The sequence below is a fragment of the Bacteroides sp. BFG-637 genome (assembly GCF_024793605.1).
In the GTDB taxonomy this organism is placed as follows: Bacteria; Bacteroidota; Bacteroidia; order Bacteroidales; family Bacteroidaceae; genus Bacteroides; species Bacteroides vicugnae.
On the sequence record NZ_JANUPD010000002.1, the window covers coordinates 3,114,457 to 3,130,219 of the forward strand.

9 protein-coding genes and 1 pseudogene are annotated in these 15,763 nt (G+C 42.0%); all 10 read left to right on the plus strand.

Annotated features, from left to right (window positions below; all coding sequences use genetic code 11):
* The first annotated feature begins 134 nt into the window (after positions 1 to 134).
* The 10 genes and pseudogenes from NXX38_RS12025 (at position 135) to NXX38_RS12070 (ending at position 15,722) form a co-directional block, all read left to right on the plus strand.
* A pseudogene (locus NXX38_RS12025) lies at positions 135 to 928 on the plus strand (LiaF transmembrane domain-containing protein).
* A 3-nt stretch (positions 929 to 931) separates the two neighbouring features.
* Positions 932 to 1,750 (plus strand): LytTR family DNA-binding domain-containing protein, encoded by an 819-nt coding sequence (locus NXX38_RS12030; protein ID WP_258979574.1) that lies wholly within the window; start codon positions 932 to 934, stop codon positions 1,748 to 1,750.
* A gap of 118 nt (positions 1,751 to 1,868) precedes the next feature.
* Positions 1,869 to 3,398: a pectate lyase gene (locus NXX38_RS12035; RefSeq protein ID WP_195648532.1), complete on the plus strand. Its 1,530-nt coding sequence runs from the start codon at positions 1,869 to 1,871 to the stop codon at positions 3,396 to 3,398.
* Between the two features lie 379 nt (positions 3,399 to 3,777).
* A complete protein-coding gene (locus NXX38_RS12040; protein WP_074636970.1) occupies positions 3,778 to 4,659 on the plus strand; it encodes a hypothetical protein in 882 nt (293 codons plus the stop codon).
* Between the two features lie 12 nt (positions 4,660 to 4,671).
* A complete protein-coding gene (locus NXX38_RS12045) occupies positions 4,672 to 4,848 on the plus strand; it encodes a hypothetical protein (protein WP_258979579.1) in 177 nt (58 codons plus the stop codon).
* Positions 4,849 to 4,963: 115 nt separating this feature from the next.
* Entirely contained in the window at positions 4,964 to 6,481 is a 1,518-nt protein-coding gene (locus tag NXX38_RS12050) for a DUF5123 domain-containing protein (RefSeq protein WP_258979580.1), read from the plus strand.
* A gap of 31 nt (positions 6,482 to 6,512) precedes the next feature.
* Positions 6,513 to 8,888: a BACON domain-containing protein gene (locus tag NXX38_RS12055; RefSeq protein WP_258979581.1), complete on the plus strand. Its 2,376-nt coding sequence runs from the start codon at positions 6,513 to 6,515 to the stop codon at positions 8,886 to 8,888.
* A gap of 36 nt (positions 8,889 to 8,924) precedes the next feature.
* A complete protein-coding gene (locus NXX38_RS12060) occupies positions 8,925 to 12,134 on the plus strand; it encodes a TonB-dependent receptor (RefSeq protein WP_258979582.1) in 3,210 nt (1,069 codons plus the stop codon).
* A gap of 24 nt (positions 12,135 to 12,158) precedes the next feature.
* Entirely contained in the window at positions 12,159 to 14,060 is a 1,902-nt protein-coding gene (locus NXX38_RS12065) for a RagB/SusD family nutrient uptake outer membrane protein (protein ID WP_258979585.1), read from the plus strand.
* A gap of 18 nt (positions 14,061 to 14,078) precedes the next feature.
* Positions 14,079 to 15,722 carry a DUF5123 domain-containing protein gene (locus tag NXX38_RS12070; RefSeq protein ID WP_004309424.1) on the plus strand — a complete coding sequence of 548 codons (1,644 nt, stop codon included), beginning with the start codon at positions 14,079 to 14,081 and terminating at the stop codon, positions 15,720 to 15,722.
* Positions 15,723 to 15,763: the final 41 nt, after the last annotated feature.

Genomic DNA, 15,763 nt, shown 5'->3' on the forward strand with positions numbered 1-15,763 from the left:
ATTTCTAAATTGATTTTTTCACCGGTTTTTATCCGGCATTCATCGGAATTTATACCGTAAATCAACAGAAAAGCCTGTGGAAGCATAGGGAAATGATGTATCTTTGAACCATTAATCAATTAATAATAGAGACAATGGAAGAGAAACAAAATTTTCCCCGTGCTACAGGCTTTTCCGGTAAAATACTGATAGCTTCACTTTTTATCCTTTCCGGGATTCTACTGTTTGCCCGTAATATGGGATGGATTACATCAGAAGTATTTGATATAATCGTATCCTGGCATTCACTCCTTATATTATTAGGTATATATGCTATGATTCGCCGCCATTTCATCGGTGGAATCATCCTTTTTCTGGCGGGTGCCTATTTTTTGACAGGAGGACTTTCCTGGTTGCCGGAGAATTCACAGGCAATGGTGTGGCCCCTCGCCCTGATAATAGCAGGCGTTTTATTTATCTTCAAACCCGGCAGAAATAAGAGGGCGCAATGGGCTCGTCAGCATACAATGGAACATCGTCGGCAATGGATGAAGATGCATCAGGGTAGACCCGGCATGAACTTTGAGAGTGAACAACAACAGTCGGAATCAGTAGATGGTTTTTTGCGTTCGGAGAATGTCTGGGGAGCTGCACGCCACGTAGTACTTGATGAGTTGTTTAAAGGAGCCATCATTCGTACCTCTTTCGGGGGGACAACTATTGATCTTCGCCATACCCATATTGCACCGGGAGAAACCTATATTGATTTGGATTGCAGTTGGGGGGAGTCGAAATTTATGTCCCGTCGGATTGGACAGTCGTGTTCAAATGCAATGCTTTTTTTGGAGGATGTGATGACAAACGCTGGCAAAATGGGAATGTAAACAAGGAGAGCATATTGGTCATTCGTGGAACGCTTTCTTTCGGAGGCTTGGAAGTTAAAGACTAGCGTATGAAAGCACATCCGATAATAGATTATCCATTCCGCTGGGTTCCGATGCTGGTGCTGGCGTTGATTCTGGTTGCAACACAGGTGGCTTTAGTTTGTGGATATACCGGAACCGACTATCTTCCTGCTCTGGTAGATGGAGTCGCAACAATTGGTTGGCTGGCAGCCATAGCCTATTTAGCCTGGTTTGTGGTCGGTCTTGTTTCGTTGTTCCAGACGGATATAATCATGATAATCGTTGGAAGCCTGTTATGGCTGGCGGGTAGTTTTATGATCTGTGATATCATGGTGAGGATTGTAGGCGTATCCTATATTCCTTTTGTGCAGACCATACCTTTCCGGTTATTATTCGGACTACCAACCTTGATTGCCATTACTTTATGGTATCGCCTGATCGTAACTAAGGAAGAAGTACAGAATCAGGAACTGGATAAAGAATTGGCTGCACATCAGCTAACTGTGACCGAACAACAAGGAAAACCACAGACAGAATTAATAAATCGCATTACAGTGAAAGACGGTTCCCGAATTCATCTGGTAAAGGCAGATGAACTGATCTACATACAAGCGTGTGGAGATTATGTGATGCTGATAACTCCTACCGGAGAATATCTGAAAGAACAAACAATGAAGTATTTTGAGACCCATCTGTCTCCTGATACATTTGTGCGTGTACATCGTTCTACGATTGTCAACGTAACACAAATTTCGCGGGTGGAGCTTTTTGGAAAAGAAACTTATCAGTTGTTATTGAAAACTGGCGTGAAACTAAAAGTGAGTCTTTCCGGTTACCGGTTATTAAAAGAGCGGCTGGGGATCTAAAATTGGTTCAATCTTATCATAAAAACTGATTTTTCCCCCATATCGGTCAAAAAATGAATGTCAGAATGAAAAGCTTCCACTACTTTTGTTTCCATCATCTAATAATGTGAATAAGGAAATGAGAAGAATATTAGTTAATGTCTGTCTGCTGGCAATGGTCGTGGGAGGAACGATGTCTTTTTCCTATGACATACCCGAAAAACAGGAGACAGGCGTCCGGGAAGGTCGAGTGATCTCTTTTCCCGGAGCTGAAGGACACGGTAGATACACGACGGGCGGCCGTGGTGGTAAAGTGTATCATGTGACTTCTTTGGAAGACGATGGTTCGCAAGGGACTTTACGATGGGCTTTGAAACAAAATGGACCTAAAACGATTGTTTTTGATGTGGCTGGCACGATTCATCTGAAATCGGAGTTACGAACAGGGAAAGATCATCTCACCATTGCAGGACAGACTTCTCCCGGAGGAATCTGTCTGGCTGATTATGGCTTTTCTATTAATTCTAATAATGTAATTATCCGTTTTCTTCGTTTCCGCCCCGGAGAAGCCAGTGGAAAAGAACCCGATGGATTGGGCGGCTGTGATAAAAAAGATATTATGGTAGACCATTGCTCCGTTAGTTGGAGTGTGGATGAATGTCTTTCCGTTTATGGTATGGAAAACTCCACGGTACAATGGTGTATTGGCTCTGAAGCATTAAGAAAAGCGACTCATGTAAAAGGGGCACACGGATATGGCGGTAATTGGGGAGGCCATAAAGCTTCCTATCATCATAACTTGATCGCTCACTGTGAAAGTCGCGTGCCGCGTCTGGGCCCTCGTCCTTCTACATTAGCTCTTGGCGAATGTGTTGATATTCGGAATAATGTTTTCTACAACTGGGCTGGAAACGGTTGCTATGGCGGAGAAGATCAGCATGTCAATATCGTCAATAACTATTATAAACCGGGACCGGCAACCAAACAGGCCTCCAAACAGGTGCAATATCGTATCGCCAAAGTCGGAGTTTATCCGCAAGCTTATGTTTACGTTGATGGAGAACCCAAAAAGAACTTAGCTTTTCAACCTTACCTGCAGAAATGGGGAACTTTCTATATTGATGGAAATAAGATAGAAGGTAACAACAGAGTGACTGCCGATAACTGGACGGATGGGGTCTATGCCCAGTTGAAGAATGATGAAAAAGTAGACTTCCTCTGGACAGAAGAAGCCAAAGAATCTATCCGTCTGAAAGAACCTCTTGATTTTGGAGTAATCACTACCTATTCGGCTGACAAGGCTTATGAACAGGTAATGAACTATGCGGGTTGTTGTAATTATCGTGATGAAGTAGACAAACGTATCATCTCTGACACCCGGAAAGGAACGGCAACTTTCACAGGAGAAGGAAATAAACCCGGATTTATCAATAGCCCCGAAGATATAGGTGATTCTCCCTGGCCGGAATTGTCAATAGCAGGTCTTTCGGTACCGGTGGATTCAGACGGTGATGGCATACCTGATGAGTGGGAAATAAAAAACGGACTTGATCCGAATAATCCCGCAGATGGAAATACAAAAACGAAAGATCCGAATGGACAATATACGAATCTTGAGGTATATTTGAATAGTTTGGTGCAAAATATAGTCGATGCACAGAACAAATAGGTAATCAGTAATTCTCCGTTCAATGCGGTGAATTTAGATGATATGCCTTTCAGGTGTTTTATGATAACACTTGAAGGGCATATCTTTTTTGTGCATAGCTATACTTGAGGGGCACTTTTTGCCCCAGTCCGTTTTTTCCTCCTTTTCTACTAAATCTTACTCTATCTTCTCTTGTTTAATCTTCAAATTTGCACTGGTGAAAGAACAAAGAATTCACTTTAGCGAAAAACATCTTAATGTATAATGAAAATCTAAACAAATGAGAAACATGAATCTATTATTCCGGAGTATGAATTCTCCTTAAAAAGCCCCCCTGTCCCTTGGGGGAAAAGAACACTATAATGGTTGTTGTATTTTAAAACTGTATAAACTAATATTTATGAGACATCTAACGAAATTTTCAATTTTACTATTTCTCACTTTCTTCTCTTGCTCACAGCAGATAGAGGAGGGATGGGAATCTGGCGAGTTACCTCAAGAGCCCGAAACGCATCCTGTAAGCGTTAGTTTTAGCCGGGCAAGTCTTGAAACCTTTACCGAACAAGGCATAACGGAGATTGGCATTTATGCGTATCTGAAAGATTCTATGGTATACGGAAAGAATCTACCTTTAAACGATGGGAATTTGCAAATAGATCTTCCTCTCGGAGAAAATCTGCAAACTTTCGCTGTAGCGAATGCGGATCATCTGACCGATGTAGACAGCCTCTCTAAAGTGGTAGTGTATCAAGATATCTATGCACAAAAACAGGTGTATATTTCCAATGTTGTAGATCTGACTTCAGACTATTCTGTCAGTAATCTAAGTCTGGAACTGAAACGTTTGGTTGGACAAGCTACATTCCAACCTAGAGAAACTGCAGATGAACTCAATGCTATTACTCGGTTTGACCAGTTGAATGTCACTTTTACGAATGTAGGTGTTGCCTATAAAGTAAAAACCGGAGCATGTGTTCAACAGGATATAACGATTAGTGTGGATCGGGCTGCAGGCTTTAGTGCATCTGTTTATTCATTTCCAACAATCAATGCAGACTTAAGAACGTCGGTAGATGTGGTATATTTGAAAGGCGGAGAAGAAGTAAACCGCACAAATAGTCCGCTTGATACAGGCATTGCCTTTGAACCGTCCAAACATTCTATAGTCTATATGCCTATATTAGAGGAAGCGTATTTACAAAATTCGTGGACTCGTAGTCTGGTCATGAGTAAAACTGATATGTTACCCCAACCATTTACAATAGAAGAATCTGAATTTTAAAACAGGAGTCTTATGAGAAAAAATATAATTTATTCTTTAGTGGGATTGGCACTTCTACTGGGTACGTATGCTTGCTCTGATGATGATAAGTATTCGACTTCAGTAGTAAATCAAATCGAATTATTCTTGGATGATGAACCGTGGGCAGTGAATACGGGATTATCAACCAAACCTCTTTTTTATATATAAAGATAACGGAGAGTATTTTGCTAATTATACCTCACATTATCGTTTCCAGTTACCTAATGGAAAATATAGGATTCTGTCAACAACACAGACAGATTCGATTCCTTGTCCGAGTAATTTGAATGATATTATTATTCGGCAAGATCTGGCGGCAAAAACGAAGTATGCTATTTCAGCACCTGTGGAATACAGTTCTCCGTTCAATGATCCGTTGAGTATTCGTATGTATAACCGGACAGGAGTGATCCGTCTGAAAGCTACGGATAAAAAAGCGGATAAGAGATATTCTACGGTACGCGCTGTGCTTTCATGTCCGATTTCCGGTTATAAAGTGTCGGATGCCAGATTCATAGAAACACCGATAGAAATAATCCGCGATAAAGCTACCAGCAGTGGTGGTGTGAATTATACAGATGATATGGTGTTGTTTGAGACGCGGACGATAGGAAAAGAGATAGGTATTCGCATTGATTATTTGGATCAGCATAATAATGTGGTGCAGTCGAAAACTATTGATGGTACATTCCCTATATTGCCCGATGACACTACACAGGTGGCTTTTGCTCTTAATAACGCCGACGAACCGATGATTCAGGATTATAAAGTGACGATAGCGTCGGAAGGATGGGATGAAGAAGAAATAAATCCGGAAGCTCCGATGAGAATACCGGATGGATATAGATATGTGAATCCGGAAGAGAATCTGGAACAGATATGCAAAGCGTTGATGGCGGATGTGACTGTAACTGAAGTGAAGCTGTTCTTGAAAGCAGGGGGAGAGTATAAGTTGGGAAGACAGACTGATTTCGGAAAGAGTCTCTATATTGTAGGGCAGAAACCGACAAATGGACAAAAACTGGCCTATATGGAAATGGGTAATATGAGCATATCTACCGGTGATAACAAGATTGATGCTGTTCATTTTGAAAACCTGAGTATAAAAACGACAGACTCGGATTTCTTCAAGTTGAAGAATCAACATTTCCATGTGAAAGAGATTTCGCTGAAAGGATGTGATATTAATGATTTGGGACGTACGATGTGGTATCAGGAAGTAAACGCTAAACAGGCGCAAACTGTTGATAACCTTATTATTGAAGATTGCCGTTTCTTTGGCTTAAATTCAGCTAAAAGCGGATTGTTCGGGTTGTCTACTAAACAGGATGCTCCTATCTACAATTTTGTATTCAGAAATTCCACATTCCATGCAAATGATCTGACGAAAGCATTGATAACAGGCTTGAGTTCCATGACCGGTGATTTGAGTATAACCATAGAGAATTGTACATTCATCGGAATGGCACCTGTAGGTATGACATTCTTTGATTTGTCGCCGAAGAATACCAGCAGTTTCACATTGACAGTTAAGAATAATCTGTTCAGTGGCATATCCGGAGAAGGCAGTGGTACTTGGTTTAATTTGAGAAATGTAACAGGCAGAACATTTGCAGACAATTATCATACGCAAGGTTTCGTCATGAATACTTGGGGAGTAAACGATAATGAGCTTCCGGCTGAAACAACTTCAATGAGTGCACTCTTTACGGATGTTGAGGGAAGGGATCTGACTATTAAGGACAAGAGTTCGGAAGTATATACCAAAGGAATCGGTGATCCGCATTGGATTAGAAAATAGTTAAAGTATAAACGAATAAATTATATAGGATATGAGATCATTTCTAATCATATTATTGGCAGGATTGCTTGGGGCTTGTAGTTCGGATGACGAAAAGAACGAAGCAGCATTAGCTAATAACTTGGAAGTATCAAAGAATGAGGTGAAACTCACCAATGTAGGAGGTTCTTTTACTATCAATGTGACTGCAACCGGCGATTGGACAGCTAAAGTCACAGAAAGTAATGGTAGCTGGCTGACTCTTTCGAAAGAAAGTGGAAATGGAAACGGCGATCTTCGTTTATTCTTCACTGAAAACACAGATGACGCGAAGCGTGAAAGTAAGATTAAGGTTACTTTGACGAATGTTAATACGACGATTGAACAGGAAATCTCTGTAGAACAACTGGGTACTGATCCGGATATTTTGCTGGATTATTCAAAAGAAGTGATTCCATTTTTAGGAACTACTCTGATTTGTCAGGTTGTATCCAATGTGGCATGGAAAATAGAGATTGACGATCAAACCGACTGGATCAAGGAAGTCGATCAGTCTGCACAGGAGAGCCGTAGTTTTGTGACGGATAATGTTCACTTTGCTATTGCATTGAACGTGGCAGCGGAGAGAAGAGGGAATATCGTATTTAAGACAGTGGGTGATTACATCATGAGTAAGACTGTGGAGATTGTTCAGGAAGGAGTCAAAACGACTCTGGAAGTAGAGCAGGATGAATATATTATTCCTTATAAGTGTAAGGCACTAACTATTCCCGTCACTCAAGAATATGCAATAGAATATACGATGACTTCAACCGAACCCTGGATTACTTTGGATAAGGAAGCTTCGACAGAAGATGCAATCGTACTGAAAATACAAGATAATACAGATCGTTTTCCACGCACTTCTTCTGTGACCATAAAGAACAGCGTGTTGGAACAGAAGATAGAGATATTTCAGTATGGTAAACCTGATACGAGTATTGGTGACGACCCATCGGCCGGACAACTTTTGGCTTTCCCCGGTGCGGAGGGAGGTGGACGTTTTACAACCGGAGGCCGTGGCGGTGAAATCTATCGGGTCACTAATCTGGAAGATTATGGCAAAAATGAAACTCCCATCAAAGGAAGTCTGCGTTATGGAATCGAGAAGTCCGACCAGCCTCGGAATATCATCTTTGATGTTTCGGGTATCATAGAACTGAAGCGTGGATTGTTTTTAGTAGATCATCCCAATGTAAGTATCTTGGGACAGACAGCTCCGGGCGATGGTATCACGTTGAAGAACTATAATTTCTCTTTTAATCTGTCGGCAGACAGCAAAGAAATGAATGCAATTATTCGTTTCTTACGTTGCCGTCCCGGTGACAAATACGAGGATTATGCCGAAGATGCTATTGGAGGAAGATATTTCACGAATGCGATTGTCGATCATGTTACTGCCAGTTGGGGAGTTGATGAAACTCTGTCTTTCTATGGTTGTCAGAATTTTACTGCGCAGTGGTGTATGTCAACAGAGAGCTTGAATAATTCCAATCATGCCAAAGGAGCTCATGGGTATGGAGCGATGTTTAGTGGTGATAATGCTTCTTACCATCATATTCTGATGGCACATCATAGTAGCCGTGCTCCCCGAATTTCTGATATGCCGGAACCCGGAACCCAAGGAGCCGGTGACCATATCGGATATTTTGATGTACGAAACAATGTCTATTATAACTGGAGTGAAGCCGGATTTGGTTGCTATGGCGGAAAATATGGAACGTTCAATATTGTCAACTGCTATTATAAAGCAGGACCGGCTACTGGAACAGGAAGTATGTCGTGGAGAGTCTTGTCAAGTGATCCTACCGCCAGAGCATATATCGAGGGCAACTATGTGACTGCCAGTGCAGAAGTTACGGCAGATAACTGGACGAATGGAATCTGGAGCCAATTTTGGCGCGATTTGCATCCTACAGAAGAAGAAATGCGTGCAATGAGAATGGCGGAACCGCAGCCATTTAGTAAGGTGACGAGCCATACACCCGAGCAAGCCTATGAAAAGGTATTGCAATATGCCGGTGCCTCATTGCGCAGAGATATCATTGATCAACGTATCGTGAAAGAGGTCAGAGGAGGTACATCTACATGGACTGGTTCGAAGGATGAAAAACCGCGCCCTGGAATTATTGATACGGTGGGAGATACAGAGGGATATCCTGAAGTTAAATCGTTGAAAGCCTGGTCCGATACGGATGGCGATGGAATTCCTGATATTTGGGAAGAAGCTTACGGACTTGATCCGAATAATCCGGCTGATGCTGCACAGATAAGTACTTCAGTAGATTCCAACGGGCGTTATTCCAATCTCGAAGTTTATTTTCATAACCTGGTTCAGCATATTGTTTACAATCAGAATCTGGGTGGTCAGGTTATCGAGAAGAAATAGTAAACCGTATATTTTGTAACAAAAAACTTTAGTATAATGAATAAACTAATTATAAGTATATTCACCCTATTATTGGTGGCGGTCAGTGGTTTTGCACAGACCGTGACCGGTACGGTGACAGATAACTACGGACCGGTAATTGGTGCCGCAGTAATGGTGCAAGGCACAAAAATAGGTGCTACTACCGATATGGATGGAAACTTTAAGCTGATCAATGTTCCTGATGTGAATAAAGCTGTGTTGATTATCCGTTATGTCGGAATGAATGAAGTGAAAGAACCGTTGAAAGGACGTACTTCCGGCATTCATATTCAGATGACGGAAGCTGTCGGACAATTGGATGATGTGGTAGTTATTGGTTATGGTACGCAGAAAAGAGGGAATCTGACTGGTTCGGTATCGAGCGTATCAGGCAAGGTTCTCGAAAAAGTACCGACTGCTTCCGTTGCAGAGGCTATTGTCGGTAAAATGCCGGGTGTGCAGGTGACGGCAGTGGATGGATCACCGGATGCGGAAATTAAAATATTGGTGCGTGGTGGAGGTTCGATCACGCAGGACAACAGTCCGCTGATCTTGGTAGACGGATTTGAAGTGGGAAGTTTAAATGATATTCCGCCGACAGATGTAGAGTCGATCGATGTCTTGAAAGATGCTGCTTCTACAGCAGTTTATGGTGCTCGCGGTGCCAATGGTGTTATTCTGGTGACTACTAAACAAGCTAAGGAGGGACGCGTATCTATCAATTTAAATACTTACTTGCAAACAAGCACATTGTCAAACAAGCTGGACGTGATGGATCCCTACGAATATGTTTTGATGCAATATGAGAATGCCCGTCAAAAGAATTCCATACCCGACGATTTCTTTAATAAGTATGGACAAGCATATGAATTCTATATTTATCAGGGAGATAAAGGAACGGACTGGCAGGATGAAATTTTTGGAACAAATCCGGTATCTAAATATGTAGACCTTAGTATCAATGGTGGTACAGAGAAAACGAAGTATAAAGTGGCATTTATCCATCAGGACCGTCCTAGTGTAATGATGGGGAACGGGTTGAAACAGAACAACCTGAATGTGAGTCTGAATACCCAGCTCTTTAAATTCCTGACTTTTGAGTATCGCACCCGTTTGTTGCATAAAGAAGTGGACGGTTCCGGTACGGATGGGGTGAGTCTTTTGGATGCACTCCGTCAGGCACCCACTGAAGGATTGGATGAATATATGAAGTTGCCGGAAGATGATACTTATTATGATCCTGATTTATTGGATGAGAAAACCCGCTTTAACCCGAAAGAAGAATCTGAAAAGAATTATAAGAAAAGAATTAATAAGTCTCTCAATACGATAGGTGCTCTGACTTGGAATATAATGAAAGGCATGACTTTCCGTACGGAATTCGGCTTTGAAAATAATACAGAGGAGTCTCGAAGTTTTTGGGGCACTGATACACCTAACGCCAAGAATAATAATAACCAGCCAATGGCTGAGTGGAGTATGTCTCAAGGTTCCAAATGGCAATTGTCCAATGTGTTTAACTATAACTTTATGTTGGATGACGCGCATGATATTCAATTGATGGTCGGACAAGAAATGAAGAGTTCCCAATCCAGCCGTAAGACCTATACTACCCGCTATTTTCCGGTGAATACAACTGCGGAAAAGGCATTTGATAACCTGTCTTTGGGTACTCCTTACGAAAATAAGTCTTCTGCCGGTTCGCCCACACGCATTTCTTCTTTTTTCGGTCGTGCTTACTATGGATATAAGGATAAATATCTCGCTACTGTGACCTTGCGTGCCGATGGTTCATCGAAGTTTGCTTCAGGCAATCGTTGGGGATTTTTCCCGGCAGCGGCTGTTGCATGGCGTATGTCTAATGAGGACTTTTTGAAAGAGAGTGAAGTGGTGTCGAATCTTAAATTGAGAGTAAGTTATGGTGCTTCTGGAAATGACCGTATCTCTTCCGATATTTATCAGAAATTGTATGGTATCAGCAGCAGCCGGCCTGCGGGTTGGGGAGAAACGAGCCGGTACTATTATCAATTTTATAACACGAAAGAACTATATAATCCCCATGTAAAATGGGAGACTACCATTACCCGTAACCTTGCCGTTGACTTCGGCTTTTTCAGAGAACGGTTAAGCGGATCATTGGAATTCTATTGGAACACGGTGAAAGACTTACTGCTTTCTTCTACTATTCCCGGCTATACAGGCTACACACATCTTATGGAGAATGTGGGACAGACTTCGAACCGAGGGGTGGAATTGTCTCTGACCGGTTATATCATCGACCGTCCGGACTTTACATTGAACGCGACGTTTAATATCGGTCGTAATAAAAACAAGATCGACAAGCTGGCTAGTGGTGAAAAGGAAATGGTGCTTTCTTCTGGCTGGGCAGGCTCTCAACTCTTGAATTCAGATGATTATCGTGCCTACGTAGGAGGTACTACCGGTTTGATCTATGGATTTGTGAATGACGGTTTCTATACAGTGGACGATTTCAAACCATTTGATTCAAAATCCAGAACATGGACATTGAAAGACGGAGTCGTAAACTCCAGCCCGTTGTCCGGTGACCCGCGTCCGGGTAATGCCAAATTTAAAAAACTCACTCCGGTGGATGAAAATAGTGCCAACCCGTATACGTTGACGGATGACGACCGTACTGTGATCGGTAATACTACTCCGAAGTTTTCGGGAGGATTTGGATTAAATGCAACTTTTAAAGGTTTTGATGTAAGTGCGTTCTTTAATTTCATGTATGATTTCGATGTGTTCAATGCCAATAAAGTAATGATGACTACATGGGCAAGCAATAATTACAACAATTTCAGCATGGATATTTCTGCTGCGAAGCGTTGGCGTAATTTTGACGATATGGGTAATGAAATTCGTTACAGTCCGGAAATTCTTGCAGAGTTTAATAAGAATGCGACGATGTGGAATCCGACTTCTATCGGACGTCCCATTGCAATGTCATATGCAGTGGAAGACGGTTCTTTCCTGCGTCTCAATACGGCTACTATCGGCTATACACTGCCACGTGTATGGACCAATAAAGTGGGTTTGAGCAGAGTACGTTTCTATGCGTCAGGTTACAACCTCTTTACGATTACCGGATATAGCGGTTATGATCCGGAGGTAGATATTGCTACCGGATTAACGCCGAATATCGATAATAACAGATATCCGAGAAGCCGCACATACACGTTCGGTGTGCAATTGACCTTTTAATAAACTAACTAAAATGAAAGAACAATGAATAAGAAGTTATTATATTCAACCATAGCCTGCGCGATGCTCTCTTTCACATCTTGTAATGACTTTCTGGATGTGGAGCCTCCTTCAGGATTTACCCCCGGATACGTTTTTACTTCAGAAGAGGAAGCCAAAGCCTTGATGACTAAAATGTATTCTGCAATGACAGAAGACGGTATGTATGGCAGTACGCTTGCCAACAGCCTGAATACGAATACGGATGTAGAAATGTCTTCCTTTAAGAATAATACCGTAGCCGCCACCGGTGCGGATATCGGTTGTTTCGATTCCAAACCCTATTGGAATACGTTGAATAGTACATGGAACAATATGTATTCCGTGATCAATTATGCGAACGACTTCCTGCATGAAATGGAAAATTCCTCTTTGTTCTCCTTACAGATAAAAGAGGAGGGACCGACTGAAATTCAACAGATGTACGGAGAGGTGAAAACACTTCGTGCGATGCTTTATCTGGATTTGATTCGTACATGGGGAGATGTCGTCTTTGTGACCGAACCTTCGAAATCCACAGATGATTTCTTTTCAGTCGGTGTGACGGAACGGAACAAGATACTGGAATACCTGATTGACGAGTTGATTGATGTAGAGCCGATGATGAAATATGCCGCCGATCTGGATTACGGGGTAGAGCGTGCTTCCCGCGAATATTGCCAGGCACTTATCGGACAACTGGCTTTGTATCGTGGAGGATGGTCTTTACGTCCCGATAAAGAGAATCCGGACAACGTGGGATATATGGAACGTGGTGACAATTTCGAGCATTATTATGATATCGCTATCACCTATCTGGGTAAAGTAATCAAGGAAAACAAGCATGATTTGAAACAGAGTTACGAAGAACTTTGGTACAATGAATGCAATTGGACGACGGCGAATAATGACGATGTGATTTTTGCTATCCCTATGCTGAAAAGTGTGACCAGCCGTTACGGGTATAATGTAGGTGTAACGATTGCCGGTGACAAGCACGAGTACGGAAGTGCCAGCAATTATCTGCATTATTGTGGTACGTATATGTTTACATTTGATGGGGATGATTTGCGTCGTGACGTTACGTGTGCTCCTTACAAATACGATAAGAACCTGAATCAGGAGATGGATATGGGAATCGCCGGCATGGGAGTAGGTAAATGGTCGAAACTTAAAATGAAGTCTCCGTTAGGCTCTTCCAGTGGTGCGGGAACGGGTATCAATAGCATACGCATGAGGTTTGCAGATGTGTTGTTGATGTATGCTGAAGCGGTGAACGAGCGGTTCGGACCGCGTGATGATGCAAAGGAAGCGATGAAGAGGGTAAGGCGGCGTGCGTTTGATTCTTCTTTGTGGGCTTCGAAAGTAGAATCTTACGTAGAAAGCCTGAATAGTGAAGACGATTTCTTCAAAGCAATCATGGACGAACGAAAATGGGAATTTGGGGGTGAAAGTATCCGTAAATATGACTTGGCCCGTTGGAATAAGTACAGTGAGGTGATCTATAATCTCTATTTTGAAATGATTAATTGGGGGTTGGTTGCCAATGGTACCTATATACCGGGTATTGAGAAAGTACCTGAAAATATTTATTATAAGTCAGTCCCTGATCCGGAACATCCGGACAGAACCATTCTGGATATAGTCGGCATTGAGAAAGAAGAATTCGGAACGGGTAAACCTGCCGGTTATCAAACGTTGGCATACGCTATTGGATGGAGAGTCCTGAACTCGGAAACGCAGCAATTTGAGACCTTGAAAGAGATTTCCTGGAGTTTCAGAGGATTTATCAATCTGAATAACGACAAGAGTGTGAAACCTTCTGATCCGTTGAGATATTTGTGTCCTTATCCTTCACAAGTAATTACAGACCATAGAGGGGCTATTCAAAACTATTATGGATATTAACCAGTAAAAATGAATGTTATGATGAAGTTACTATATAGATTGACAACAGTCTTATTGCCTGCTTTGTTGTGGGGAGCGCTTTTCACAAGTTGCCAAGACGACCAATATAACAAAATAGACGATCTGTTTCAGCCCAGATTCGTATTGGAGAAACCGGAGGTGAAGAGTAATTCTATTACTTTGGTGTGGTATAAAGTAAATGATGCATCATCCTATACGGTAGAGTTGCATCAGGATACGTATTACAAAAGTTTGTTTATGTCGGTAGATACAACTGAACCATTTGTCTTTCTGGACGATATCCCTTATGGAACAACGTTCTATATTCGTGTGCGTTCGAATGCGGCAAATGCAGTCAATAATTCTCAATGGACTTATACGAATGCTTCTACAGAGGCTAGACCGGAATATGCGAAGTTATTGGAAGACGTATCAAAAACAGAGATAACAGAAAACTCTGCTATCATTCGTTGGAAAGTAGATGTACAGAATCCGGTGGACAGTATCAGCGTGATGCCGATGATGGACAAAACTTTAGCGAATGTATCCCGTTATCTGACTGAAGAGGAAAAAGCACAAGGACGTGCCGAAGTGACCGGTCTGGATAAGAATACACTGTATGCGGTTAATATTTACGATACAAGTAAGCCGAGGAAATATGACAAACCTTATAATCAGGCTACTTTCCGTACAGCGGGACCGGCTGCCGAATCTATTACGGTAGGTTGGGATGATGATTTGACGAAACTTCTGACTGATAATAATGATAATGCGGAGATTCCGGAGGGTACCGAATATTTCTTGCCGGCTGGCTCTTCTTATCGTTTGAGTCCATTTGCAATAAAGAAAGGTTTCCGTCTGGTCGGTAGCACGGAAGGCATTAAGCCTATTGTCACTATGGAATCTTCATGGAATGTGGTTGCCGGATCTTATATTTCCGGTATAGAGTTTGTAAATGTTGAATTCCGGCAGGAGATATTGAACAGTTATTTCTTTAATAGTGGTAATGCATACACGCTGGAGAATATTAGTTTCGTTAATTGCGACTTCTATGGATTCGGACGTGGATTCTGGCGTCATCAGGGAGCTAACAATAAACATCTGATGAACTTCGAGATGGAAGGCTGCAAGTTTGAACAATGCGGTTGGCAGACAGGTGCATACGGTACGTTCCATCTTGGATCGACCGATAAGGAAGGTAACTCTTATGATCATCTGGAAAGAGTTATTTTCAGGAACTGCACATTTAGTAGAGATAACAACAGCACAGACGGATGGGGCTGGGGGAATATCTTCTATGCGCCCAATCTGGACAAACCTATTCATCTGGAATATAAAAATGTAACCTTCTACAGCTTCTGTCGCAATCAGCGTATGATTAATATACAGTCTGCTGTTGGTTCGGAATTGGTGTTGGAAGGAGTAGTCTTGGCTTCACCGTGTGGTGAAATTTATTCAATCGGTGCCAATACTACCACTAGCTTCTCTAACAATTATACAACGAAAGATTATGCGTTGGGTGGTAGTAAGATCAATGCAACCGATTTGGATATGACTGCTGCCGAACTGTTTGTTGACCCGGAAAAGGGCGATCTGACAATCAAGGATTCGAATTCTCCGATTGTCACTAATCGTTCCGGTGATACTCGTTGGATTCCATAACCGGATCATTGTCGGGACCATATTGGTTATGAACAGGTAAT

Coding starts and splice junctions, on each gene's coding strand:
- NXX38_RS12030 (WP_258979574.1), top strand. CDS start 932: ATGAAAGCACATCCGATAATAGATTATCCATTCCGCTGGGTTCCGATG.
- NXX38_RS12035 (WP_195648532.1), top strand. CDS start 1,869: ATGAGAAGAATATTAGTTAATGTCTGTCTGCTGGCAATGGTCGTGGGA.
- NXX38_RS12040 (WP_074636970.1), top strand. CDS start 3,778: ATGAGACATCTAACGAAATTTTCAATTTTACTATTTCTCACTTTCTTC.
- NXX38_RS12045 (WP_258979579.1), top strand. CDS start 4,672: ATGAGAAAAAATATAATTTATTCTTTAGTGGGATTGGCACTTCTACTG.
- NXX38_RS12055 (WP_258979581.1), top strand. CDS start 6,513: ATGAGATCATTTCTAATCATATTATTGGCAGGATTGCTTGGGGCTTGT.
- NXX38_RS12060 (WP_258979582.1), top strand. CDS start 8,925: ATGAATAAACTAATTATAAGTATATTCACCCTATTATTGGTGGCGGTC.
- NXX38_RS12065 (WP_258979585.1), top strand. CDS start 12,159: ATGAATAAGAAGTTATTATATTCAACCATAGCCTGCGCGATGCTCTCT.
- NXX38_RS12070 (WP_004309424.1), top strand. CDS start 14,079: ATGATGAAGTTACTATATAGATTGACAACAGTCTTATTGCCTGCTTTG.